This window comes from Sphingobium phenoxybenzoativorans (assembly GCF_018286635.1).
Lineage (GTDB): Bacteria > Pseudomonadota > Alphaproteobacteria > Sphingomonadales > Sphingomonadaceae > Sphingobium > Sphingobium phenoxybenzoativorans.
In genome coordinates, this window is sequence record NZ_CP073910.1 from 3,398,402 (window position 1) to 3,419,164 (window position 20,763).

Sequence of the window (20,763 nt, forward strand, 5' to 3'; positions counted from 1 at the left end):
CTCAGCGCGCCCCCTCCGGCCACAGAATGACGCGCAGCGTCTGCAGCAGGATCAGCAGGTCCAGGAACGGCGTGTAATTCTTGGCGTAATAGAGATCATATTCCAGCTTGTGCCGGGCATCCTCGATGGACGCGCCATAGGGATAGTTGATCTGCGCCCAGCCGGTGATGCCCGGCTTCACCATATGGCGTTCGGCATAATAGCGCAGATGCTGTTCCAGATCCTCGACGAACTGGCGGCGCTCCGGCCGCGGGCCGACGAAGCTCATCTCGCCTTTCAGCACCGTCCAGCTCTGCGGCAGCTCATCGATGCGCAGCTTGCGCAGCCAGCGGCCAAGGCGGGTGATGCGGGGATCGTCGACCTCCGCCCAGATCGCCTGTCCATGCACCTCCGCATCCTGCCGCATCGTGCGCAGCTTGATGATCTGGAACTCCTGCCCGTAGAGACCGATGCGCAACTGCCGGTAGAAAGCCGGCCCCTTGCTGTCGAGCTTCACCCACAGCGCAGCGATCGCGATGATCGGCCCGGTCAGGATCAGCAGGATCGCGCTGGCCAGAATGTCGAACATCCGCTTGGCGAAGCTGGAAATGCGCCGCCCCGCCGAAAAGCCGTCGGAAAAGATCAGCCAGCTCGGGTTGACGGTGTCCAGGTCCACCCGGCCCGTCTCGCGCTCAAGGAAGGTGGACAGGTCGTTCACATGCACGCCGGTCGTCTTGATGCGGATCAGGTCCTGCATCGGCAGCGCGTTGCGCCGCTCCTCCAGCGCCAGTACCACCTCGCTCGCGCCCAGCTTCACGACGAAATCGGCCAGGTTGTAAATGGCGGTGCGGTTGATCGCCTCCGCCACCACCTGCTCGCCGTCATTCATGCCGATATAGCCGACGACGAGGAAGCCCGCGCCCCGGCGCTGTTCAAGCTGCCGGATGCGGTCGGCGCGATGCCCCGCGCCCAGCACGATCAGGCGGCGCTTGAACGCTTCCCCGCCCAGCATGGAGCCAAGCACGATGCGCAGGGTGACAAGGAACAGGAAGGCGAAGATCATCGCGTAAAGCGAGTTGGACCGCCACAGCGTCATGCCGGGGATCAGGAAATAGAGAACGGAGAGGAATATCACGCCAAGCGAGATGGCGACGATCAGCCGCGCCACGGCGAAGCGGATCGACTGCAGCGATTCCACGCCATAGACACCGACCGCGATCATCGCGACCTGCAGCGAAATGCCGAAGCTCAGCAGCGGCGCATAGCGTTCCTGAATGCCGTGGACCGCCATGCCGATCTGTTGCGCGCGCAGCACCCATCCGGCTTCGGCGGCCGCCAGAAGCAACATGAAATCGAGCAGGCCGAGCAGCAATACCGCATGGGGAACATAATGTTTGAACAGTCTGACCATGCGTTCATCGCTTCCTGCATTGTTCCGGCACCGGAGAGCGGGAAAGTTTACACACGCATGTCAATATTCCCGACACTGACAAGAGTGTCGCGCAAAATCACCAATATTTCCTGAATGACCGGCTAACTAGACCGTCTCCGGCCTGGATCTGGACCGTGTCCGGCCTGGATAAAGCGTGCTCCTGCGAAAGCAGGAGCACGCCGCATGTCCAACTGATCGGCCCTATCCAGAGCGGATTATCCAAACCCGTTCGGGCTGAGCCTGTCGAAGCCCTGCACTTCCTTTGAGACAAAGGACCCCTTTGGCGCGCACAGTCGAACGGCGTCACGAAAAGCCTGAGAAGGGCAGCCCCGCCCTACTCCCCGGACTGGAGCTTTTCCGCCGCCTTCTTGGTCGCGTCGCCCACATTCCGCGCGGCCTGGTCCACCGCTTCGGCCGCGCCGATCGCGGCATTGGAGCGCGCATCATCCCGGCGTTCCGACGCGACATAGAAAAAGCCTATGGCCAATATCAGCGCAATCGCCACAATGGCGATAATCACACCATTCCCGTGCAGCCGGGATTGCGCATTAAGGGGCAATGGAGAGTTGCAGCCCTCGCTGTCGTTGACCGACCTGTAGGCCATGAGAAATCTCCCTTCCTTAAGGGAGATAACGACCCGGCCGCCATGATCGTTCCAGCGGCCCGCCTCAATCCGCGGCAAAGGCGAAGGGGGACAGGCCCCGCTCCCGCTCGCTGAACTGCAGCGTCCGGCCGCGCGGCGGCGCGCTGCGCTGGGTGCAGTCCGGGCGCGTGCACGCTGGGCAGCCAAGGCCGACCGGCTGCGCCGCGCCGCCCTCTAGATCCAGCCCGCGCGCATGCAGCATCGGCGCTGCGAAACCGGCCTGCAACCCCAGCGCCACAGAAAATATCGACCGTTCCTGGCCCAGTCCCGCGCCCTGCCCTTCGACGGTGCGGGACAGGGTGAACCAGCGCTCGCCATCTTCAAGCGCGATCAGATGCGGGACGATCCGGCCGGGCGAATCGAAGGCGGCGTGAATATCCCAGAGCGGGCACCGCCCATCCGCCTCGACCAGCGGCGCTGCGCTGGCCCCGGCATAGCGTTTCGACACCTGCCCCGCCCGGTCGATGCGCAGCATGAAGAAGGGCAGCCCCCGCGCGCCGACACGCTGCAGGGTGGTCAGCCGGTGGGCGATCTGTTCAAAGCTCGCGCCGAACCGCCGCTGCAACAGCAGCAGGTCATAACCGCTGCCCTCGCAGGCCCGCAGGAAACGCGCATAGGGCATCATCACGGCGGCGGCGAAATAGGCGGTCAGGTGACGGCGGAACAGCCGGTCCGCCGTTCGGTCGGCAAAGCCCGCCCCCGCCACCAGCGCGTCGATCTGGTCCCGCGCCTCCAGGTCGCCGAGCAGATAGGCGGCGTGGAACAGCCGGGACGCGCCGTCCAGCATCTCCGACAACTGCAACTGGCGGGCATGCAGGTCCAGCCGGCGAATCTGGTCCGGCAAGGTGTCGGCCGGCAGGATTCGGATCGTAAGCTGGTGCCGCACGCGCAGCCGCTCGGACAGCGCGCCATACAGGTCTCCGGCGGTCAGGCGCAGTTCGTCGGCCGCCGTTTCCGCCTGCGCGTCCAGATCGGCGAAATGGTTGCGCCACCGCTCTATTTCCCGGCGAACCAGGGTGATCGATCCGGTATCCGGCGCCTGCGCGCCGCCGCCCTGCCCCATCCGGTCGAACGCGCGCGCGAAAGCCTCCGCCCCGCCCGGCGCAGCGGCCAGCCATTCCTCCATTTCCGCCCGGTCGATGCCAAGGTCCGCAAACATCGGATCGGCCAGACGGCGGCGCAGGCCGTCCATGCCGCCGCCCGGCTCCTCGCTTCCCAACCGGCGCGGATCGAAGTCGAACCGTTCGGCCAGGCGCAGCATCAGCGCGGCGGAGATCGATCGCTGGTTACGCTCGATCAGGTTCAAATAGCTGGGCGAAATATCGAGCGCGTCAGCCAACGCCACCTGCGTCAACCCGGCGGAACGGCGCAGCCGGCGGATGGCGTGCCCCGCGAAAAGCTTGCTATGCGCCGCCATGATTTACCCTGCCGCCCATTAAATCCTGCCGCCCCCGAAAGAGCACCCCGATATACCGCGTCCAACTTGTATGAATTTTTACAAATTTACAACCGATTTGCATTTCATCGCGACAGATACACATCAAATCTTTACAAAATTTCTCGCCTTGTTCCGCCGCCTCGGCCACATGCTTGGGACAGAAGGAGCAAGACCATGACCGAACCTACACGTTCCCGCGCCGTCTTCTCGACCGAAGATTTTGGGCTGATGAAGGAAGCGATTGCAGACTACATCAAGAAGATACAGGACAAGCCGGAGTCGGCGAAGTTCAGTAATCTTTATCATCGCCTGGGCCGCCTCGGCTAAACGCCGGGTCCGCCACACCGAGCTTTCCTGGGGAGGAAAGACTGGCCCGTCATGGCATTATTTGCCGTGGCGGGCCTTTTGATTTCCCTGCCCATCGCCGCCAAAGCCCGCTACAGCCCGGCGATGCTCAGCCGCCTGACCGTCAGCGACTTTCGCAATCATGAAGATGCGCTGATCGTCCCTGCGCACCCTTTTGTGGTGCTGACGGGGGACAATGGCGCGGGCAAGACCAATATATTGGAGGCCGTATCGCTGCTGGCCCCCGGCCGGGGCCTGCGCGGCGCGCCGCTGCGGGAAATGGCGCGGCAGGACGGCGGCGGCGGCTTCGGCATTGCGGCGCAGGTGGACGGCGTAACGCTGGGCACCGGCATCGTCGCGGACGCGCCGGACCGGCGGCAGGTGCGCGTTGGCGGAACCGCCAGCACCGCGACCGCCCTGCCCGAACATCTGGCCGTGCTGTGGCTGACACCGGCGATGGACCGGCTGTTCACTGAAGCGCCGGGGGGACGGCGGCGCTTTCTGGACCGGCTTACGCTGGCGCTGCACCCCGGCCACGCCACGCACAGCGCCCGGTATGAGGCGGCGATGCGCGCCCGCACCAAATTGCTGACCGACGACCGCCCGGCCGACCCGTCCTGGCTGGCGGCGCTGGAGGCGCAGATGGACGAGCATGGCGCGGCGCTGGCGGCCGCCCGTCAGGATACGGTAACGGCGCTCGGACTGGCTCTCATGGATCAGCCGGATGGTCCCTTCGCCCGCCCGCTCCTGTCCATACAGGGATGGCGTGCGGACGGCGAACCGCTGGTCGACCAATTGCGCGAAGGGCGGCGGAGGGACGCCGCCGCCGGGCGCGCGCTCAGCGGCCCGCACCGCAGCGACCTCTCCGTCATCCACGCGGAAAAGGGCCAGCCCGCCGCGCTTTGTTCGACGGGGGAGCAGAAGGCGCTGCTGCTGTCGATCATCATCGCCCATGCCGCCCTGGTGGCGCAGCGGTCCGGCCGTCCGCCCGTGCTGCTGCTGGACGAAGTGGCGGCGCATCTTGATCCCGCCCGGCGCGCGGCCCTGTTCGACCGGCTCGCTGCAACCGGCGGGCAGGTATGGATGACCGGCACCGAATCCGAACTTTTCTCGGCCCTCGGCGCGGCGACCCGCCTGCACGTCGAACAGGGGCATATCCGCCCCGCCTGACCATGGCCGGGTCGCGCCTTATGCGGCGAACCGTTCTTTGACGCGCTGCAGCAACGACTCATCGCAGGATCGACGTTCGTCGTATTTTCTTATTAACCGCGACCTGCCTTAACCCTTCCAACAAGAGAGCGAGGGGTCGCAATCGCATGATTAAAGGGTTTCGCGCAGCCATTGCGCTGGTGTTGGCGCTTGGCTGTCTGACGGTCGCAAATCCGGCCGTCGCTGGCGTTCTGCAATGCGCGCCCTATGCCCGTCAGGTTTCCGGCATTCAGCTTTTCGGCCGCGCCGCCAACTGGTGGGCGCAGGCGGACGGTCTGTACGACAAGGGTCAGGAACCCCGCGAGGGCGCGGTCCTCTCCTTCGCCGCCAGCCGCGCAATGCCCGCCGGCCATGTCGCCGTCGTCAGCCGCATCGTCAATTCCCGCGAAGTGCTGCTGGACCACGCCAACTGGTCCTATCGCGGCGGCATCGAACATGATGTGCGCGCCATCGACGTATCGCCGAACAATGACTGGACCGACGTGCGCGTCTGGTACGGCCCGATCAGCGACCTCGGCATCCGCAGCAACCCGGCCAACGGCTTCATCTATCCGGAAGCGCACAAGACGCCCGGCGCCCCCACCCAGATCGCCGCGCTCGGCAGGAACACCGGCGGCCGCTAATCGGCCGGTTCCGGGACGCCGCAGCGGCCCGGCGGAGCTGTCCAACAAAGGCGAGGGTTCCAACAAATCCAACTTGTGTTGGAATCGCGCAAATATATGAAATTTCTGGAGTAATCCGGAACCCGAAAAGCGCGAAAAAGCTATATACCCTCGCGTTCCCCGTCGCTTTCGGCCGCATTTTCGAACCAGGCTTCGACCGGTCCCGACAGCTTGATCGTCAGCGGCTGGCCATGCCGGTCGCGGGTCTTGCCCGCAGCGACGCGGATCCAGCCCTCGGAAATGCAATATTCCTCGACATCGGTGCGCACCCGGTCCTTGAAGCGGATGCCGATGCCCCGCTGAAGCACATCCATGTCGAAATGGGGGCTGCGCGGGTTGGTCGAAAGGCGATCTGGCGGCGTGTCTGTCATGGCAGAGCGCCTAGCGCCGATGCGGCCGGGCCGTCAACCGCCTGTAGGAGCGATCGACGGCCAAACCTCATGCCTGGCTTATGCTATCAGCGGCAGATGCGGACCCGGACATCGCGATGGCGATAGCGGTCATACCGCCACTCGTTCCAGCACCGGCGGCGGTCGCCGCGCCAGTTGGAACGGCGATGGTCCCGGCGCCAGTCGCGGCGGTCATACCGGTCCCAGCGGTCGCCGCGCCAGCGATCCCCGCGATAATAATCGCCACGGTAATTGTCGCCGCGCCAGCCGTACCGGTCATGCGCCTGCGCGGGGGCCGACGCCGCGATCATGGCGCTGCCCGCGATCAGGACCGCAGTCACGCCTTTCCACAAAATGTTCATCTTCACGCTCCTCCTCATCCGGGCTGGAGGGGGCGCCGCCAGCCTGTAGGAGAAGAAATATTCCCGCCCGGCTGAACCGGACGGGAATATGGCGTTAACTAGATGTTCAGCGGGCGGACGTCCGCCCGGCCCGATCAGGCCGCCTTGGAGCGGGACTGGCGCTTGCGCTCATTGGGGTCGAGCCAGCGCTTGCGCAGACGGATCGACTTGGGCGTCACCTCGACCATTTCGTCATCGTCGATATAGGCGATGGCCTGCTCCAGCGTCAGGCGGCGGGGCGGCGTCAGGCGCACCGTGTCGTCCTTGCCGCTGGCGCGGAAGTTGGTCAGCGCCTTCGACTTCATCGGATTGACCTCAAGGTCCTCCGGCTTGGCGTTCTCGCCGACGATCATGCCTTCATAGAGCGCCTCGCCAACGCCAACCATCAGGATGCCACGCTCCTCCAGCGGACCCAGCGCGTAGGCATTCGCCTCACCCGCGCCGTTGGAGATCAGCACGCCATTCTTGCGGCCCTCGATCTTGCCCTTGTGCGGACCATATTTCTCGAACAGCCGGTTCATGATGCCCGTGCCGCGCGTGTCGGACAGGAATTCGCCATGATAGCCGATCAGCCCGCGCGATGGGGCGGAGAAGGTGATGCGGGTCTTGCCGCCGCCGGACGGACGCATGTCGGTCATCTCGGCCTTGCGGATGTTCATCTTGTCGACGACGGTGCCGGAAAACTCCTCGTCCACGTCAATGACGACGGTTTCATACGGCTCGGTCTTGCCGCCATTCTCATCCTCGCCGAACAGCACGCGCGGACGGCTGATGCCCAGCTCATAGCCCTCGCGGCGCATCGTCTCGATCAGCACGCCAAGCTGAAGCTCGCCGCGGCCAGCGACTTCGAAGCTGTCCTTGTCGGCGCTCTCGGTCACCTTGATGGCGACGTTCGATTCTGCTTCGCGCTCCAGGCGGTCGCGGATCATGCGGCTCGTCACCTTGCTGCCCTCGCGGCCCGCCATCGGCGAGTCATTGACGGCAAAGCGCATCGACAGCGTAGGCGGATCGATCGGCTGCGCCTGGATCGGCTCGGTCACTGTGGTGTCGGCGATCGTGTTGGCGACAGTCGCGACGGTCAGGCCGGCAAGCGAGATGATGTCGCCCGCCTTCGCCTCGTCCACCGGCACGCGCTCCAGCCCACGGAACGACATGATCTTGGAGGCGCGGCCAGTCTCGATGATCTTGCCCTCCATATCGAGCGCATGGATCGCCTGATTGACCTTGACGGTGCCGCTGGTCACGCGGCCGGTCAACACGCGGCCCAGGAAATTGTCGCGGTCGAGCAGCGTCACCAGGAAGGTGAAAGGCGCATCGACGTCCAGCGCCGGCGGCGGCACATGGTCGACGATCTTCTGGAACAGCGGCGTCAGCGTGCCCGAACGCAGCGACGGATCCTCATTGGCGTAGCCGTTGCGGCCCGACGCATAGAGCACCGGGAAGTCGAGTTGCTCGTCAGTGGCCTCCAGGCTGACGAACAGGTCGAACACCTCGTCCAGCACTTCCTGGATGCGCTCGTCCGGACGGTCGACCTTGTTGACGACGACGATCGGGCGCAGGCCCAGCGCCAGCGCCTTGCCGGTCACGAACTTGGTCTGCGGCATCGCGCCTTCGGAGGAATCGACCAGCAGGATCACGCCGTCGACCATCGACAGGATGCGCTCCACCTCGCCGCCAAAGTCGGCGTGGCCGGGCGTGTCGACGATGTTGATCCGCGTGCCTTCCCACTCGATTGACGTCGGCTTGGCCAGAATGGTGATGCCCCGCTCTTTTTCCAGGTCGTTGCTGTCCATCGCGCGTTCTTCGACGCGCTGGTTTTCGCGGAACGTGCCGGACTGGCGGAACAACTGGTCAACCAGCGTGGTCTTGCCATGATCGACGTGCGCGATGATGGCCACATTGCGGAGGCTCATGAAGGATCTGCTCATTTTGTGAGGACTGTTGGGCGCGCCCTTAGCGGAAAGTCCGCTGCACCGCAACAGCGCGGTAAAATGGGCGGAAAGGACCCGGACGCCGGTGGGATCAGTGCTTTACGGTCTTTAACCCGCACTTCTTGCGGATATAGCGCGCCAGGTTCGGATCGCTCAGGCCGTTGCCCTTCTCATAGGCGGCATGCAGCTCATCGCGGATTTTCTGCGCAGCGCTCCGCCGATTGAGGTCGGCAAAACCGGCCTCCGACGCGACCAGCTTCTCCAGCGCCGCATGGATGCCTTCGCTCACCTTGGAGCGCGCGGCGGAAGCGGGCGCGGAGCTGACCGCCGCAACAGCCTCGACGACCGGGACCGGTGCTGGCGATGGCGTTTCCACCTTCGCTTTCCCTTTCGCCTTCGCCGGCTTTTCCGCCGCCTTCTTCGACGGCTGGACGGGTTTCGACGGGAGGACTGGCGGCTTCTTCGCCTTCACCTTTGCTTTGGGCTTTGACGGCTTGGCCTTCTTTTCCACCTTGGCGGCGGGCTTTTCCACCTTGGCGGCAGGCGGCGTTTCCGCGACCGGTTCCGCTTCGGCGATCGTCGCCAGTTCCAGCACGGGCTTGGCTGCAGCGGCGGGAATGGCGGCGGGATCGGTGATCCGCACCCGCTCATAGGTGGTGCCGTTCAGACGGACGACGCTGTTATCCCAATCCGCGCTGGCCTCGGCAAAAAAGGATGGATCGATGGGGACCGGGGCGGCCTTCTTGTCCTTCCCCGCATAACCGGTGGCGATCAGATGATCCGTCGCCAGAACCTCGATCAGCATGTCCTGCAGCAGCTTGCGGCTTTCCAGCTTGTCGAGATGCGCTTTTCCCACTTCCTGCAGGGCAGACAATATCTTCTTCCCGTCCCGCGTGCTCTGCGCCACGGCGACCAGATGCTGGAGCGTACCGGTGAACCCCGGCTTGCTCTCATGCTCCTCCCGCACCGCCTGTTCGGCAAAATGCAGCCAGGCGTCGCTGAGCGCGACACCGGCTTTCCATATCTGCCTTGATGGGTCGGTTGTCATCGGATGCCGTTAACCAAAGATCAGAAACAGGACAAACAGGATTCGCAAATAGCCACGTCTTGCGCCAATAGACTAGGGTGAAATCGCGGCATCATGGTTACTGGCCCCGTTAACAGCGAATTGTTTCATCTTGCAACATGTCAGACGCGCGGCATCCGGTTCCATGCATCAAGCGCCGCGATCTTGTACGCCTCCGCCAATGTCGGATAGTTGAATGTATTCTCGATAAAATAATCGAGCGTTCCGTGCAGGTTAAGCACTGCTTGGCCGATGTGGATCAGTTCCGTCGCGCCTTCGCCCAATATATGGACGCCAAGTAGACGCCGGGTCTTGAGCGAGAAGATCATCTTCATCAGGCCCTGATCGAGTCCCATGATGTGCCCGCGCGAGGTTTCGCGGAACCGCGCGACGCCGCACTCATATTTGATTCCCTTCTCGCGCACTTCCTGTTCGCTCATGCCGACCGTGGAGATTTCCGGAACGGCATAGATGCCATAGGGGAAATATTGGGGGGCGGGCGGCATCGGCAGATTGAAGGCGTGACAGGCGGCGATCCGCCCCTGCTCCATCGATGTCGAGGCGAGGCTGGGGAAACCGATCACATCGCCGGCGGCATAGATATGCGGCACGGAAGTCTGGAACGTCGCGGGATCGACCGTAAGGCGGCCGCGCCTATCGGTTTCAAGCCCGCATGTGTCCAGACCCAGCGTGGCTGTCGCCCCCACGCGCCCGGCTGCATAGAGCAGCATATCGGTGCGGATCGCCCGGCCATCCTCCAACGTGGTGACGACCTTTCCGCTGTCGTCCTTTTCCACCGTGGAGACCGGCGAACCCAGCCGGATGATCATGCCCCGGTCGCGCAACTGGTGGATGAATTCCTCGATGATTTCCCGATCGATGAAATCGAGGAAGGTCGTGCGCGGTTCGACCAGCGTAACGGCCACGTCCAGCGCGCTGAAGATGGTGGCGTATTCGATGCCGATGACTCCGGCGCCCACCACCGTAAGACTGCGCGGCACGCGCGGCGCTTCAATCACGGCGTCACTGTCGAGGATGGAGACGTCATCAAAGGGAATATCGGCCGGGCGGTACGGCGCTGTGCCGACCGCGATCAATATCTTCTCGCCCTGGACGATCAGCTCGCTCTCGTCCGGCGACGTGATCGCCACCCTGTGCGGGTCGAGGAAGCGGGCGAAACCGGACATGGTGCGCACGCCGTTGCGCTGAAACTGATGCTCCAGCACATCGACCTCATGCTCCAGCGTCTTGTTGAGGCGCGTGCCGAGGTCGCTGCCGTCGATATCCTTCTTCACGCGGTAGGAGCGGCCGTAAAAACCCCGCTCGCGCCATCCGGAAAGGTTGAGGACGGTTTCCCGCAATGTCTTGGAAGGAATAGTGCCGGTATGGACGGAAACGCCGCCCACCCGCCGGCGGCCCTCCACAACGAGAACCGACTTGCCAAGCTTCGCGGCCTGCACTGCGGCGCGGCGCCCTGCCGGGCCGCTGCCGATCACCACCAGATCATATGGCTCCATATGGCTTCCCCCCAATGCGCCGCCAAACGGCGCTTTGTCAGCCACAGGCATCCCCTAATATGGTTATCATTATGTGAAGCACGGCGGAATGCAACGGAAAGCGGCGGAATGGATGATGCTGTACGGCTTCCGTAGCGGGGCCATCACCGTTATACCGGTTGCCGCATCCCACTTGATGCCGAGGTGTTTTATATACATATAACACCAGAGGAGATGATATGGCTTCGACCGCGACCACGACCGACACGCAGCAAGAGATTGGCGCTCTCACCCTGGAGGCGCCCAATCCCGTGCCGACCGTGACGCCGGAAAAGGCGGCGGGACTGGTGCCGCTGGACGACGGCAAACGGTCGAAACTCGACGAGAAGGTTGACGCTTTTATCGAGGATCTGGTCGCCCAGGATGCGAACAGTCCCGAATTTGGCATGCGGGTCGACCAACTCACCAATATGGGCCGCAAGGAAATTGCCGACGCCGCCGGGCATAGCAACCGCTTCCTCGACCGTCCCGTGCGCGCCATGGATTCCGATAACAGCGTTGGCGCCGACCTCGCCGAACTGCGCCGCACGGTCGAGGACCTTGACCCGGCGAAGCGCGGCAGCCTGACCGCGCCCCGCAAGCTGTTTGGCATCATCCCGTTCGGCAACCGGATGCGCAATTATTTCGACGGCTACAAAAGCGCGCAAGGCCATATCAACGGCATCCTCGGCAGCCTGGCGGGCGGCAAGGACACGCTGATCAAGGACAATGCCGCCATCGACGTGGAGCGCCAGAATATGTGGGCGTCCATGGGCAAGCTGGAGCAGATGATCCATATCAGCAAGACGATGGACAGCCGCCTTGAAACCAAGGCGTTGGAGCTTGATTCCACCGATCCGGCCAAGGCGAAGGCCATCCGCGAGACTGCGCTTTTCTACGTCCGCCAGCGCAGCCAGGACCTGCTGACGCAGATGGCGGTGACAGTGCAGGGCTATCTGGCGCTCGATCTGGTCAAGAAGAATAATGTCGAGCTGGTGAAGGGAGTCGACCGCGCGTCGACCACCACCGTTGCGGCACTCCGCACCGCCGTCACTGTCGCCCAGGCGCTGGTCGGGCAGAAGCTGGTGCTGGAGCAGATCACCGCGCTCAACACCACGACCGCGAACATGATCGATTCCACCGGCGAGATGCTCAAGACCCAGACCGCGCAAATCCATGAGCAGGCCGCGTCGAGCACGATCCCAATCGAAACGCTGCAACGCGCCTTTCAGAATATATACGATACGATGGACAGCATCGACACGTTCAAGCTCAAGGCGCTGGAATCGATGAAGACGACGATCGGCACCCTCTCCAACGAAGTGGAGAAGTCGAAAGGCTATATCGCTCGCGCCGAGGGCCAGGCGCAGGCGCAACTGAGCGGCGGCGCGGCCAGCAATCCCCTGCTGAGCGCTATCGAGGCGTAAGCGATGGGCCGGTCCGATCAGGTTCTCGCCGATGCGGAGGCGATTTTACGCCGTCACAGCGAGCGTGGGCAAAGCCTGTCCTCACGCGCCCGCGCGCGGCGCAATGCGGGCATGCTGCGTAAGCTTGGACGAATAGCGGCGGCCGCCTTCGCCATATTGATTGCCGCTGTGGTGACTGGCTGGTTCCTGCCGCTCGGTCCTAATGGGGTGATGATCGTGCTCGGCGCAATCATTGCCGCCACCCTCCTGATCGCCGTCCTGCCGTCCGAACGGACAGTGAAGGCGGCGGCGCTTGCGGAAACCGACCTGAAGGCCCTGCCCCTCCAGACCGAAATATGGCTGGAAAGTCAGCGCAAGGCCCTGCCTCCGCCCGCGGTCAAGCTGATCGACAGCATTGGCGTGCGCCTGGAAACGCTTGCCCCCCAGCTCAGCCGGCTCAATCCGCACGAACCGGCGGCGGTGGAGGTGCGCAAGCTGCTGTCCGATCATTTGCCTGAACTGGTCACTGGCTATCAGAGCATTCCAGAGCCGCTGCGCCGCGAGGAACGTAATGGCCGCGTGCCGGAACAGCAGTTGATCGACGGCCTGTCCGTCATCGACGGCGAGATTGACCGGATGACAGAACAGCTCGCCAGCGGCGACCTCGACAAGTTGGCGACGCAGAATCGCTTTCTTGAACTGAAATATCAGGAAGCCAAGGCGCTGGGGGAGCCGGGGCAGTAGCCGTCCCGGAAGCGGCCCCTGATCCACCTAACCCTCATCCTCGTCGATTTCCTGACCGGCCTCATCGTGGCCGGCGCATGGGCGCTATTGGTCATCTCCGCAGGGATCGCCGCGATCGCCAGCGCGGTGGTCATGGGAGTGGCGGCTTTCCGGCGTTGGCGCGGACGTCAATAGGGTTAATGCTCCATTATTGCCTTTTTGCGGCGAATTGAGTAGAAAATGGGCAAGAGCAAGAATCGCCATAGGCAAACACGGCAGGTCGCGATGCCCGAATTTGCTGAGTCCATACGGGCAACCATCAAGCGCGAACCGTAAAGAACCGGTCCACCCCCGCCAGAAATTCAGGCGAAAATACAGGAAGCCGGTTCGCCCGAAAAGCGTATTGCAATGCGCAGATAGGGCACGAGGTAGGAGTGGTTAGATGAATTCCAGCCCCACGACAGATCTCCATCCGGTCGTCAGTGCGCCCGAGCAGGTGGAACTGGATTGGAACGACAAGCTGACCCTGTTCTACAAGGAACATGCCGACAGCGCGCGGTTCCTGTTCAAAATCGGCGCGACCTTCGCCTTCATTACTGCCACGATCTCGCTTCTCGCCTTGATGGCCTGAAACGGATTGCAGTCTGTCAGGCGAAATGCCTGACGGCGACAACGCCCAGAATGACTGACGCGCCAAGCGAAAGCCCGCACAGCACATAGCCGACATAGATGAGCACGGGCGGATGCGGCCGTTGCAGCTTGTTGTTGCGGCTTGCCGCCGACAGGATGAAGCTGGCCAGAAACCCGTAAGTCAGCGCTGCGAATGCCGTCATGATCCCTTTACCCCGAAAAGCCCGTTCATGGGCCAATGTGACGGGGAAAGATGAGAACATCATTAACTACGCCGCCGGAGGATCGAAAATTCTGCCGGACTGCGTATCCGGCGGCCCGGCGCGACGTCGGAATAGCAGACGGCGAAGGATGAGCAGCGCCGCAATCGTCCCTGCCAGGATTATCGCCGCGCATATGACCGCCAGCACCGGATTGGCCAGCACCGCGATAAGCATCCCGCCCGACACCACATCCTCCCCGGTCGACACGATGGCGTTGCTGAACGGCTCTGGACTGGTGTTCACAATGGCGCGTGTGCCGGCCTTGGCCGAATGGGTGAGCAGCGTCGCTCCGCCACCCAGCAGGAGCGTCGCGACCTGCCAGGCGGGATCGCCGGCGTCGACCAGCGCCAGCGCCAGCAACGCCCCGCCGACCGGGCGGACCAGCGTATGCACCGCGTCCCAGACCGTATCGACCACCGCCACCTTGTCCGCCAGGAACTCCGCCACGGCGCCGGTCCCGGCAATACCGATGATCCAGCCATTGGACAGCACGTTCAGCGCCTGAAGATGCTCCGGCGTCGCCACCCAGCCGAATCGCATCGCCATCCCGACCGCAAATATGCACAGATACAGACGCCAACCGGCCAGTAGGCTGACACTCGCGGCCACGCCAAGGATCTGCACGATGTCCATGGACAGGTTCTACCACAGGCGGGCGAACAAAATACAGCATGGGAAAGTGGATGCCCCGCGAGGATTCGAACCTCGATTGACGGAGTCAGAGTCCGTAGTCTTACCTTTAGACGACGGGGCACCAGCATCCGGCCACGGCCGGAGCGAAGGGCGCAGATAGGCCGGTGCTTTACGATGGTCAAGACCGTTCACGCTGCACTGTTCCGGGATATGACACAGCACGGGCGGCATAGCGCCAGAGGCCAACTTGCGCTTTGGCCGCCACCGGCTTACTCTGACATCAAGTACCGCCGCCTTTCCGGCGCGCGGAGAGCATAAGATGAGTACGGCCTTGGCGCAGCGCAGCAGCCCAACGCCGCAGACACCCCCAGCCGGTTCAGCAAAGGGCGGGGGCGCCCCTGCGGCTCACCAGATGGCCAAGGCAGCGGCGGTCAGACCCCGCGCGGGCTGGCAGAATCGCAAATCCTATGCCGCGATCGATCTTGGCACCAACAATTGCCGGCTGCTGATCGCACGCCCCTCTGCCGATGGCTTTGTCGTGGTTGACGCCTTTTCCCGCATTGTCAGGCTGGGCGAAGGGCTGGCAGGCACTGGCCGGATCAGCGACGCGGCGATTGAGCGCGCCATCGCCGCGCTCACCATCTGCGCGGAAAAGCTCAAGCGCCGTCATGTCACCCTCGCCCGCTCCGTGGCGACGGAGGCCTGCCGCCGCGCCAGCAACGGCAATGACTTCATCGAACGAGTCTATCGGGAAACGGGCATAGCGCTGGACATCATCACCGCGCAGGAAGAAGCGCGCCTGGCGGTGCTGGGATGCCATGCCCTGCTGGAGCCGGGAGACGGCCCGGCGCTCATCTTCGACATTGGCGGCGGATCGACGGAGCTGGTCCTGGTCGACACCAGCACGGAGACGCCCCGGATTCTCGACTGGCAAAGTGCGCCCTGGGGCGTGGTGTCGCTGACCGAAAGCGAGATATTCGACCCCGAAAGCCCGTCCGAGCGCCTGCTTGCCTATGACCGCATGCGCACGCGCGTAAAGGACGCGTTTCAGGCGCTCGCCAGCCGGTTGCCCAGGGATGCCGATGATATCCGCTTGCTCGGCACTTCGGGCACGGTCACGACGCTGGCCAGCATTCATCTGGAACTGCCGCGCTATGACCGGCAGGCGATCGACGGGCTGATCGTACCTGCCGAGGCCATGCGCGGCATCTCCTCCCGGCTGGCGGCCATGTCTATCGCCGAACGGCGGCAATTGCCCTGCATCGGCAATGAACGGGCCGATCTGGTCGTTGCGGGATGCGCGATACTGGAATGCATATTGGATATCTGGCCCGCCAAGAGCCTGGGAGTTGCTGATCGCGGCATTCGGGAGGGGATATTACGCGGCCTTATGGACCGGGATGGAAGCGCGCGATGAGGGGCGCAGGCGGCCGGGTAAAGGTCAAGACAAGCAAGGGACGCACGGCCCAGTCAAACCGCTGGCTGGAGCGGCAACTCAACGATCCTTATGTGCGCCGCGCCAAGGCGGAAGGATGGCGCAGCCGCGCCGCTTTCAAGCTGATCGAACTGGACGAGAAGTTCGCTCTCCTCCGCCGCGCCCGCCATGTCGTCGATCTGGGCGTAGCGCCGGGCGGCTGGGCGCAGGTGGTCCGCAAGCTTGCTCCCAAAGCGCAGGTGGTCGGCATCGATCTGCTGCCGGTGGACGCCATCAACGGCGTGACCCTGTTTCAGATGGATTTCATGGACGACAAGGCTCCGGACCTATTGCTCGATGCACTGGGCGGCGCGCCGGACCTGGTATTGTCGGACATGGCGGCCAATACGGTCGGCCACGCCCAGACCGATCATCTCCGCACCATGGGCCTTGTCGAGGCGGCCGCATGGTTCGCGATCGAAAATCTGCGTCCCGGCGGCGCGTTCGTCGCCAAGGCTTTTGCGGGCGGCACTGACACAGAGCTGCTGGCGGTGCTGAAGAAGCATTTCACCACGGTCAAACACGCCAAGCCGCCCGCGAGCCGCAAGGGCAGCGTGGAATGGTATGTGGTGGCTCAGGGCTTCAAGGGCGCGGCGCAGGAAAGCGGCGGCGAGTAGGCCACTTTCTCCTACAGCCGGATAGCGCGCACCGTATTTTCCGAATATTTCCGATCCGTGGGATCGAAGCCCTCCAGCGGCGTGAACCGCTGTCCTGTCATCGCCACATCGTTCAGTCCGGACAGCTTGAATGTGCCAAGCTTTGGTTCACGCGGCGCTTTCCCGTCGCATTCAACCGTCATCGCGTCGATGAACAGGTCATCATGCTTCGTATACAGGATATGCGGCGCCATCAGGAAAGACGCCTTGTTATATACAGCGGTCAAACACACCCGCACCTGAATGGCCTGAGCGATCAGATTGGCGGGATCGTCGGGCGAGAGATCAGGAAGCTGATCCTTCGCCATCTTGATTGATAAGGTTTTTCGATTCTGTTGCATCGCAACATCGGCCTTTATCGCCCTTCCGGCATGGTGGCAATCGGGTTCGCGCGGCCACTACCTTGCTAACGCTCCCCCGGAAAAATTCTAATCCAGCAATCTGAAGCAAAACAGCCTCTGTTCATCGTTAACAATTCAGAAACCGACGAATGTAGTATCGACAACTTCCGGCACTCAAGACTAACCATAGAAATCCGGTGTCGCTCGACGTAGAGTCGAAAGCATATGTCAGAAAACCTTATCGCAATGAGGGCGTCGGGGAAGGCTGTTTCGATGTATAAAGCTCGCGCCGCATTATCACGATGACGAATACGCCCCCTGATCACTCCTCCTCCATCCTGCGCATCCTGTGCGTCGATGATGAACCTGATATCAGGGCGGTTTTGGAACTTGCCTTGAAAATGGACCCCTTGATGGAGGTCCGGTCGGCGGGGTCAGCCGAAGAAGCGCTGGCGCTCCTAAATCAGCGGGAGTGGATACCTGACCTCGCCCTGCTGGACATGATGATGCCGGAAATGAACGGGTGTCAGCTTGCCAACGCCATGCGAGCGTCAGACCATATGGCGGATATCGCCATTATCTTTGTCAGCGCCAACGATCAGCCGTCCGATCTGGCCAAATACCGCGCCGTGGGAGCAATGGGGTTTATCCGCAAGCCTTTCGATCCCCTCAATATGGCACGGCACGTGCGGGACCATTTGACAGGGGCCATCACCAGTCTTTCCGAGTGACGGCCCCTGAAAAGCCCGCTGTCAGTCTATCGCATTCTTGATTCCCTTGCCGGCCAGAAGGCCCATGACAAGGAACAACGCAAAAATGGCGAGCGCGATAAAGAACAGAATCTTCGCAATTCCGACAAATGTGCCTGCCGCTCCACCGAAACCAAGAACGGCAAGTACGGCAGCGATGACGAGGGAAATTATAGCAAGCCGGATCATGGCGGCACCTCTCTGATTATAGTGCTTTCATAATCCGGCGACCTCTTTTTGGTTCCATTCGCCGGACGCCATCCAAACAGGGATCACTGGAATTTGTCCAGCGATGATGGCCTCTGGAACGGCATTCACAGCAACGCGTTAAGCATGATGCCGGACACGAACCGGTTTGCCCTCTCATGCTGGCCGCATGCCGGAAGGAATAGCGCATCTATGCTGATCCGCGCGGGATATGAGATCGCCTTCGATATACCGGCGCCCACGGCAATGCTGGCGCTTCTGAATATTCATCCCTCGCGCGAGAAGGATCTGCGCACGCCCCACCAGATCGCTGTGTCGCCGGATATCGCCATGCGCAACCATATCGACATGTTCGGTAACCTGTGCACGCGGCTGACGCTACCACCCGGCCGCGTCACCCTCTCGACCGATTTCGTAATAGCCGATAAGGGGGAGCCTGACGTGCGCGCACCCGATGGGCCGCAGATGCCGGTCGAGGACCTGCCCGACGACGTGCTCATCTACCTATTGGGAAGCCGCTACTGCGAAACGGACAGACTGATGCAGGTGGCATGGAACCAGTTCGGCGGCATTGCTTCGGCACGCGGCCGGATCGAGGCGATCGTGGATTTCGCCCATAACCATATATGTTTTGGCTATGAGCATGCCCGCGCTGATCGTACCGCCTGGAACGGCTATTCAGAACAGGTAGGCGTATGCCGCGATTTCGCGCATCTGGCGGTCACCCTGTGCCGCTGCATGAATATCCCGGCGCGCTATTGCACTGGCTATCTGGGGGATATCGGCATTCCGCCCGTCGATGCGCCGATGGATTTCAGCGCATGGTTCGAAGCCTATGTCGACGGTGCCTGGTACACCTATGACGCGCGGCATAATGTGCCGCGGATCGGGCGCATCCTCATGGCTTGTGGAAGGGACGCGACGGAAACAGCGCTAACCACTGCTTTCGGCACTGCCACGCTCGTCTCCTTCCAGGTCCATACCGATGAAGTCGACACGGATTCCTGAAAATCTCCCAATTTTTCAGCGCGGTGGAACTTTTTTATGGATCGCGCGATTTGCAGAAATGACCGAGCTTGAACGCCTCAGCGCCGCCGCGCGCAATTATCGCAAACTCGCCGGGCGCATGCCGCCGAGCCGTTCGCGAAAGGCTTTGCTGGAACTGGCCAATGAATGCGAGGTCAAGTCGCTGGCGTTCCAATAAGCTTTCCATGGCGCCGCCGCGCCAGATGCCCTGACTCGGCGGATAATTTGACAGGCTATTCGGCGACCATCGCCCGCGATGTCCACTCGTCCAGAAGGTCATAGGTCGTTCTGGACAAATGGAGATAGGTCCGGCGGCGATCATAGGGGTCTGCCACCCTCTCTATCATGCCCGCTTCCGTCATGGTGGTGATCCAGCGGATACCAGTGCTGGGCGGAACCGCGCCGGCAACCGACACAGCGGTCACGCTCAACTGACGCTTCTCCAACTCGGCGAGATAGAGTTCGAGGAGCATGTCCCACGCCGGATCTGCAAAGATTTCGCCGAACAGTTTCTCGCGGTAGCGGCGCATCCGCAGATAATGGCTCACGGCACCCGCCCGGCCTTCCTTGCGGGGCCGCGACGGGAATGAGACCGGCATCGCCATCCTGTCCGGATTCGCAGCGATTTCCTTGAGATGTTCAAGCGTGCGTTGTGCATGCTTTTTCGATTCAGGAATGCCCGGAAGGGCATTTGTGTGACCCTTTGTCATTGTCTTTTCCTGTAAAGTCCCGGAGCCTTTCTTGTTGAAAGACCTGCCGGGGTTATGTCAGCCGGCGTCCGGCTCTCGCCGGAACAGGCCCTTGGCGAACCGGGATCGCTGATCAGCCATGATCCCCGACAGCATCGCGAGCTGCATGGGAATGGTCCAAACCTGCTGGAGCGCCTGATAGGCCTTTGGAGCGACGTCGATCTGCCAGAATGTAGCCAGATGGATCAGCACCGCCACAAACTGGAAACCCGCAGCCCATAGGGGCCACAACCGATCGCTCCGCATGGCGAGCACCATGAAACAGGCAAGGCAAACGACGTCGATGAACAACAACGGATACATCGTTCCCTGCCAGGAGTAATCGATCCAGGCCGTAGACAGGTCCAGCACGGTCTTGATCAGGATGACTGCCGCCCCTGCCCTGCCGGTCACGCCGCCCGCCGCCAGTGCGTAACCGCAACAGCATAGGGTGAAGATCACATAGAGGTGCAGGAGCGTCATCTGTTGCTGCACTTTAGCAGCTCTCGATATCAGTCAAGACCGTCACGCTGCTTATGACACCTCGCGCAGGTGCGACGTTTGCGGCTGCACCGGCTGGAAGGGGTTGCAGATCGGGCCGGGCGAGCAGCCGATTTCCGTGTTCTTCAGGTTCGACGCGTTCTTCATTTCCACCATCTTGTGATGGGCGGACACGAACTGGCCGCGACCCTCTACGATCGTGGTCAGGCCTTTCACCATATCCTCCAGGGCAACCTGTGCAGCCGATGCCGGCAGCTTGGCTTCGTTGTTGGCGGCCAAGAAACTCGACGTAAGTTGGGTCATCCGCATCAGCGATGCGTCGATCGCCGCATGAGTGCGGTTGATTTCCACCACGATCCGGCGGGCGGTCATTGGATTATATCCTTGCATGAGTCC

Annotated in this window: 26 protein-coding genes and 1 tRNA gene; 11 read left to right on the forward strand and 16 right to left on the reverse strand. The window is 62.5% G+C overall.

Translation table 11 applies throughout. The features are described from left to right. Position 1: 1 nt before the first annotated feature. From KFK14_RS16840 to KFK14_RS16850, 3 genes are all read right to left on the reverse strand, one after another. Positions 2 to 1,390, reverse strand: a complete 1,389-nt coding sequence (locus KFK14_RS16840; RefSeq protein WP_212608466.1) for a TIGR03013 family XrtA/PEP-CTERM system glycosyltransferase — start codon at positions 1,388 to 1,390, stop codon at positions 2 to 4. A 355-nt stretch (positions 1,391 to 1,745) separates the two neighbouring features. Next, complete coding sequence (locus KFK14_RS16845; protein WP_212608467.1) at positions 1,746 to 2,015, reverse strand: hypothetical protein; 270 nt, start codon at positions 2,013 to 2,015, stop codon at positions 1,746 to 1,748. Between the two features lie 64 nt (positions 2,016 to 2,079). Then, positions 2,080 to 3,471 carry a helix-turn-helix domain-containing protein gene (locus KFK14_RS16850; protein WP_070158103.1) on the reverse strand — a complete coding sequence of 464 codons (1,392 nt, stop codon included), beginning with the start codon at positions 3,469 to 3,471 and terminating at the stop codon, positions 2,080 to 2,082. A 195-nt stretch (positions 3,472 to 3,666) separates the two neighbouring features. Here KFK14_RS16850 and KFK14_RS16855 point away from each other — a divergent pair, with 195 nt between their 5' ends. The 3 genes from KFK14_RS16855 to KFK14_RS16865 all read left to right on the forward strand — a co-directional run bounded on the left by KFK14_RS16855 (position 3,667) and on the right by KFK14_RS16865 (position 5,669). Then, positions 3,667 to 3,819 (forward strand): hypothetical protein, encoded by a 153-nt coding sequence (locus tag KFK14_RS16855; RefSeq protein ID WP_171905941.1) that lies wholly within the window; start codon positions 3,667 to 3,669, stop codon positions 3,817 to 3,819. 123 nt (positions 3,820 to 3,942) lie between these two features. Further along, entirely contained in the window at positions 3,943 to 5,007 is a 1,065-nt protein-coding gene (recF, locus tag KFK14_RS16860; RefSeq protein ID WP_212611204.1) for a DNA replication/repair protein RecF, read from the forward strand. A 146-nt stretch (positions 5,008 to 5,153) separates the two neighbouring features. Further along, a complete protein-coding gene (locus KFK14_RS16865) occupies positions 5,154 to 5,669 on the forward strand; it encodes a CHAP domain-containing protein (protein WP_212608468.1) in 516 nt (171 codons plus the stop codon). 140 nt (positions 5,670 to 5,809) lie between these two features. Here KFK14_RS16865 and KFK14_RS16870 read toward each other — a convergent pair whose 3' ends face one another. From KFK14_RS16870 to sthA, 5 genes are all read right to left on the reverse strand, one after another. Continuing rightward, complete coding sequence (locus KFK14_RS16870) at positions 5,810 to 6,079, reverse strand: DUF3297 family protein (RefSeq protein ID WP_070152739.1); 270 nt, start codon at positions 6,077 to 6,079, stop codon at positions 5,810 to 5,812. 86 nt (positions 6,080 to 6,165) lie between these two features. After that, the gene (locus KFK14_RS16875; RefSeq protein WP_212608469.1) at positions 6,166 to 6,459 is read right to left on the reverse strand and encodes a hypothetical protein; all 294 of its coding nucleotides are present in this window, start codon (positions 6,457 to 6,459) and stop codon (positions 6,166 to 6,168) included. 134 nt (positions 6,460 to 6,593) lie between these two features. Then, the gene (gene typA / locus KFK14_RS16880; protein ID WP_212608470.1) at positions 6,594 to 8,411 is read right to left on the reverse strand and encodes a translational GTPase TypA; all 1,818 of its coding nucleotides are present in this window, start codon (positions 8,409 to 8,411) and stop codon (positions 6,594 to 6,596) included. 109 nt (positions 8,412 to 8,520) lie between these two features. After that, positions 8,521 to 9,477 (reverse strand): hypothetical protein, encoded by a 957-nt coding sequence (locus KFK14_RS16885; protein WP_212608471.1) that lies wholly within the window; start codon positions 9,475 to 9,477, stop codon positions 8,521 to 8,523. Between the two features lie 140 nt (positions 9,478 to 9,617). Next, positions 9,618 to 11,057 carry a Si-specific NAD(P)(+) transhydrogenase gene (gene sthA / locus KFK14_RS16890; RefSeq protein ID WP_246524677.1) on the reverse strand — a complete coding sequence of 480 codons (1,440 nt, stop codon included), beginning with the start codon at positions 11,055 to 11,057 and terminating at the stop codon, positions 9,618 to 9,620. A gap of 173 nt (positions 11,058 to 11,230) precedes the next feature. On the opposite strand from sthA, the gene KFK14_RS16895 reads away from it, so the two are divergent. The 3 genes from KFK14_RS16895 (at position 11,231) to KFK14_RS16905 (ending at position 13,790) form a co-directional block, all read left to right on the forward strand. Continuing rightward, positions 11,231 to 12,457: a toxic anion resistance protein gene (locus KFK14_RS16895; RefSeq protein ID WP_212608472.1), complete on the forward strand. Its 1,227-nt coding sequence runs from the start codon at positions 11,231 to 11,233 to the stop codon at positions 12,455 to 12,457. A gap of 3 nt (positions 12,458 to 12,460) precedes the next feature. Further along, positions 12,461 to 13,180, forward strand: a complete 720-nt coding sequence (locus tag KFK14_RS16900) for a hypothetical protein (protein WP_212608473.1) — start codon at positions 12,461 to 12,463, stop codon at positions 13,178 to 13,180. 421 nt (positions 13,181 to 13,601) lie between these two features. Next, positions 13,602 to 13,790, forward strand: coding sequence for a hypothetical protein (locus KFK14_RS16905; RefSeq protein WP_070152760.1), 189 nt, complete (start codon positions 13,602 to 13,604; stop codon positions 13,788 to 13,790). Between the two features lie 16 nt (positions 13,791 to 13,806). Here the strand turns inward: KFK14_RS16905 and KFK14_RS16910 are convergent, their stop codons facing one another. From KFK14_RS16910 to KFK14_RS16920, 3 genes are all read right to left on the reverse strand, one after another. Next, positions 13,807 to 13,992, reverse strand: a complete 186-nt coding sequence (locus KFK14_RS16910) for a hypothetical protein (RefSeq protein WP_212608474.1) — start codon at positions 13,990 to 13,992, stop codon at positions 13,807 to 13,809. Between the two features lie 66 nt (positions 13,993 to 14,058). Beyond that, the gene (locus KFK14_RS16915) at positions 14,059 to 14,685 is read right to left on the reverse strand and encodes a DUF4126 domain-containing protein (protein WP_212608475.1); all 627 of its coding nucleotides are present in this window, start codon (positions 14,683 to 14,685) and stop codon (positions 14,059 to 14,061) included. A gap of 47 nt (positions 14,686 to 14,732) precedes the next feature. Beyond that, a tRNA-Gln gene (locus tag KFK14_RS16920) sits at positions 14,733 to 14,806 on the reverse strand. A gap of 210 nt (positions 14,807 to 15,016) precedes the next feature. Here KFK14_RS16920 and KFK14_RS16925 point away from each other — a divergent pair. Further along, positions 15,017 to 16,102, forward strand: a complete 1,086-nt coding sequence (locus tag KFK14_RS16925) for a Ppx/GppA phosphatase family protein (RefSeq protein WP_070153137.1) — start codon at positions 15,017 to 15,019, stop codon at positions 16,100 to 16,102. Then, a complete protein-coding gene (locus tag KFK14_RS16930; RefSeq protein ID WP_070152767.1) occupies positions 16,099 to 16,776 on the forward strand; it encodes an RlmE family RNA methyltransferase in 678 nt (225 codons plus the stop codon). Before KFK14_RS16925 ends, KFK14_RS16930 begins: the two co-directional genes overlap by 4 nt. A gap of 11 nt (positions 16,777 to 16,787) precedes the next feature. Here the strand turns inward: KFK14_RS16930 and KFK14_RS16935 are convergent, their stop codons facing one another. Next, on the reverse strand, positions 16,788 to 17,123 hold the full coding sequence (locus tag KFK14_RS16935) for a hypothetical protein (RefSeq protein WP_212608476.1): 336 nt from the start codon (positions 17,121 to 17,123) through the stop codon (positions 16,788 to 16,790). A gap of 335 nt (positions 17,124 to 17,458) precedes the next feature. Between KFK14_RS16935 and KFK14_RS16940 the strand changes: the two genes are divergently transcribed. Continuing rightward, entirely contained in the window at positions 17,459 to 17,887 is a 429-nt protein-coding gene (locus KFK14_RS16940; protein WP_070152770.1) for a response regulator, read from the forward strand. A gap of 21 nt (positions 17,888 to 17,908) precedes the next feature. Here KFK14_RS16940 and KFK14_RS16945 read toward each other — a convergent pair whose 3' ends face one another. Beyond that, positions 17,909 to 18,094 (reverse strand): DUF1328 domain-containing protein, encoded by a 186-nt coding sequence (locus tag KFK14_RS16945; protein WP_070152773.1) that lies wholly within the window; start codon positions 18,092 to 18,094, stop codon positions 17,909 to 17,911. Positions 18,095 to 18,304: 210 nt separating this feature from the next. On the opposite strand from KFK14_RS16945, the gene KFK14_RS16950 reads away from it, so the two are divergent. Both KFK14_RS16950 and KFK14_RS16955 read left to right on the forward strand, forming a co-directional pair. Then, positions 18,305 to 19,120 carry a transglutaminase-like domain-containing protein gene (locus tag KFK14_RS16950; RefSeq protein ID WP_212608477.1) on the forward strand — a complete coding sequence of 272 codons (816 nt, stop codon included), beginning with the start codon at positions 18,305 to 18,307 and terminating at the stop codon, positions 19,118 to 19,120. Further along, the gene (locus tag KFK14_RS16955) at positions 19,098 to 19,316 is read left to right on the forward strand and encodes a hypothetical protein (protein ID WP_212608478.1); all 219 of its coding nucleotides are present in this window, start codon (positions 19,098 to 19,100) and stop codon (positions 19,314 to 19,316) included. The genes KFK14_RS16950 and KFK14_RS16955 overlap by 23 nt, the downstream gene beginning before the upstream one ends. 55 nt (positions 19,317 to 19,371) lie before the next feature. On the opposite strand, the gene KFK14_RS16960 is transcribed toward KFK14_RS16955, so the two are convergent. From KFK14_RS16960 to KFK14_RS16970, 3 genes are read right to left on the reverse strand one after another with little or no spacing between them, the layout of a single operon-like run. Further along, complete coding sequence (locus KFK14_RS16960) at positions 19,372 to 19,848, reverse strand: helix-turn-helix domain-containing protein (protein ID WP_070152778.1); 477 nt, start codon at positions 19,846 to 19,848, stop codon at positions 19,372 to 19,374. 57 nt (positions 19,849 to 19,905) lie between these two features. Beyond that, entirely contained in the window at positions 19,906 to 20,349 is a 444-nt protein-coding gene (locus tag KFK14_RS16965; protein ID WP_070152781.1) for a hypothetical protein, read from the reverse strand. Positions 20,350 to 20,400: 51 nt separating this feature from the next. Continuing rightward, positions 20,401 to 20,739 (reverse strand): hypothetical protein, encoded by a 339-nt coding sequence (locus KFK14_RS16970; protein WP_083276685.1) that lies wholly within the window; start codon positions 20,737 to 20,739, stop codon positions 20,401 to 20,403. Between the last annotated feature and the right edge of the window lie 24 nt (positions 20,740 to 20,763).

Coding starts and splice junctions, on each gene's coding strand:
- KFK14_RS16960 (WP_070152778.1), bottom strand. CDS start 19,848: ATGACAAAGGGTCACACAAATGCCCTTCCGGGCATTCCTGAATCGAAA.
- KFK14_RS16870 (WP_070152739.1), bottom strand. CDS start 6,079: ATGACAGACACGCCGCCAGATCGCCTTTCGACCAACCCGCGCAGCCCC.
- KFK14_RS16845 (WP_212608467.1), bottom strand. CDS start 2,015: ATGGCCTACAGGTCGGTCAACGACAGCGAGGGCTGCAACTCTCCATTG.
- KFK14_RS16965 (WP_070152781.1), bottom strand. CDS start 20,349: ATGACGCTCCTGCACCTCTATGTGATCTTCACCCTATGCTGTTGCGGT.
- KFK14_RS16905 (WP_070152760.1), top strand. CDS start 13,602: ATGAATTCCAGCCCCACGACAGATCTCCATCCGGTCGTCAGTGCGCCC.
- KFK14_RS16930 (WP_070152767.1), top strand. CDS start 16,099: ATGAGGGGCGCAGGCGGCCGGGTAAAGGTCAAGACAAGCAAGGGACGC.
- recF (WP_212611204.1), top strand. CDS start 3,943: ATGCTCAGCCGCCTGACCGTCAGCGACTTTCGCAATCATGAAGATGCG.
- KFK14_RS16895 (WP_212608472.1), top strand. CDS start 11,231: ATGGCTTCGACCGCGACCACGACCGACACGCAGCAAGAGATTGGCGCT.
- KFK14_RS16915 (WP_212608475.1), bottom strand. CDS start 14,685: ATGGACATCGTGCAGATCCTTGGCGTGGCCGCGAGTGTCAGCCTACTG.
- KFK14_RS16900 (WP_212608473.1), top strand. CDS start 12,461: ATGGGCCGGTCCGATCAGGTTCTCGCCGATGCGGAGGCGATTTTACGC.
- KFK14_RS16950 (WP_212608477.1), top strand. CDS start 18,305: ATGCTGATCCGCGCGGGATATGAGATCGCCTTCGATATACCGGCGCCC.
- KFK14_RS16875 (WP_212608469.1), bottom strand. CDS start 6,459: ATGAACATTTTGTGGAAAGGCGTGACTGCGGTCCTGATCGCGGGCAGC.
- KFK14_RS16850 (WP_070158103.1), bottom strand. CDS start 3,471: ATGGCGGCGCATAGCAAGCTTTTCGCGGGGCACGCCATCCGCCGGCTG.
- KFK14_RS16910 (WP_212608474.1), bottom strand. CDS start 13,992: ATGACGGCATTCGCAGCGCTGACTTACGGGTTTCTGGCCAGCTTCATC.
- KFK14_RS16855 (WP_171905941.1), top strand. CDS start 3,667: ATGACCGAACCTACACGTTCCCGCGCCGTCTTCTCGACCGAAGATTTT.
- KFK14_RS16955 (WP_212608478.1), top strand. CDS start 19,098: ATGAAGTCGACACGGATTCCTGAAAATCTCCCAATTTTTCAGCGCGGT.
- KFK14_RS16865 (WP_212608468.1), top strand. CDS start 5,154: ATGATTAAAGGGTTTCGCGCAGCCATTGCGCTGGTGTTGGCGCTTGGC.
- KFK14_RS16940 (WP_070152770.1), top strand. CDS start 17,459: ATGACGAATACGCCCCCTGATCACTCCTCCTCCATCCTGCGCATCCTG.
- typA (WP_212608470.1), bottom strand. CDS start 8,411: ATGAGCCTCCGCAATGTGGCCATCATCGCGCACGTCGATCATGGCAAG.
- KFK14_RS16970 (WP_083276685.1), bottom strand. CDS start 20,739: ATGACCGCCCGCCGGATCGTGGTGGAAATCAACCGCACTCATGCGGCG.
- KFK14_RS16885 (WP_212608471.1), bottom strand. CDS start 9,477: ATGACAACCGACCCATCAAGGCAGATATGGAAAGCCGGTGTCGCGCTC.
- KFK14_RS16935 (WP_212608476.1), bottom strand. CDS start 17,123: ATGGCGAAGGATCAGCTTCCTGATCTCTCGCCCGACGATCCCGCCAAT.
- KFK14_RS16945 (WP_070152773.1), bottom strand. CDS start 18,094: ATGATCCGGCTTGCTATAATTTCCCTCGTCATCGCTGCCGTACTTGCC.
- KFK14_RS16840 (WP_212608466.1), bottom strand. CDS start 1,390: ATGGTCAGACTGTTCAAACATTATGTTCCCCATGCGGTATTGCTGCTC.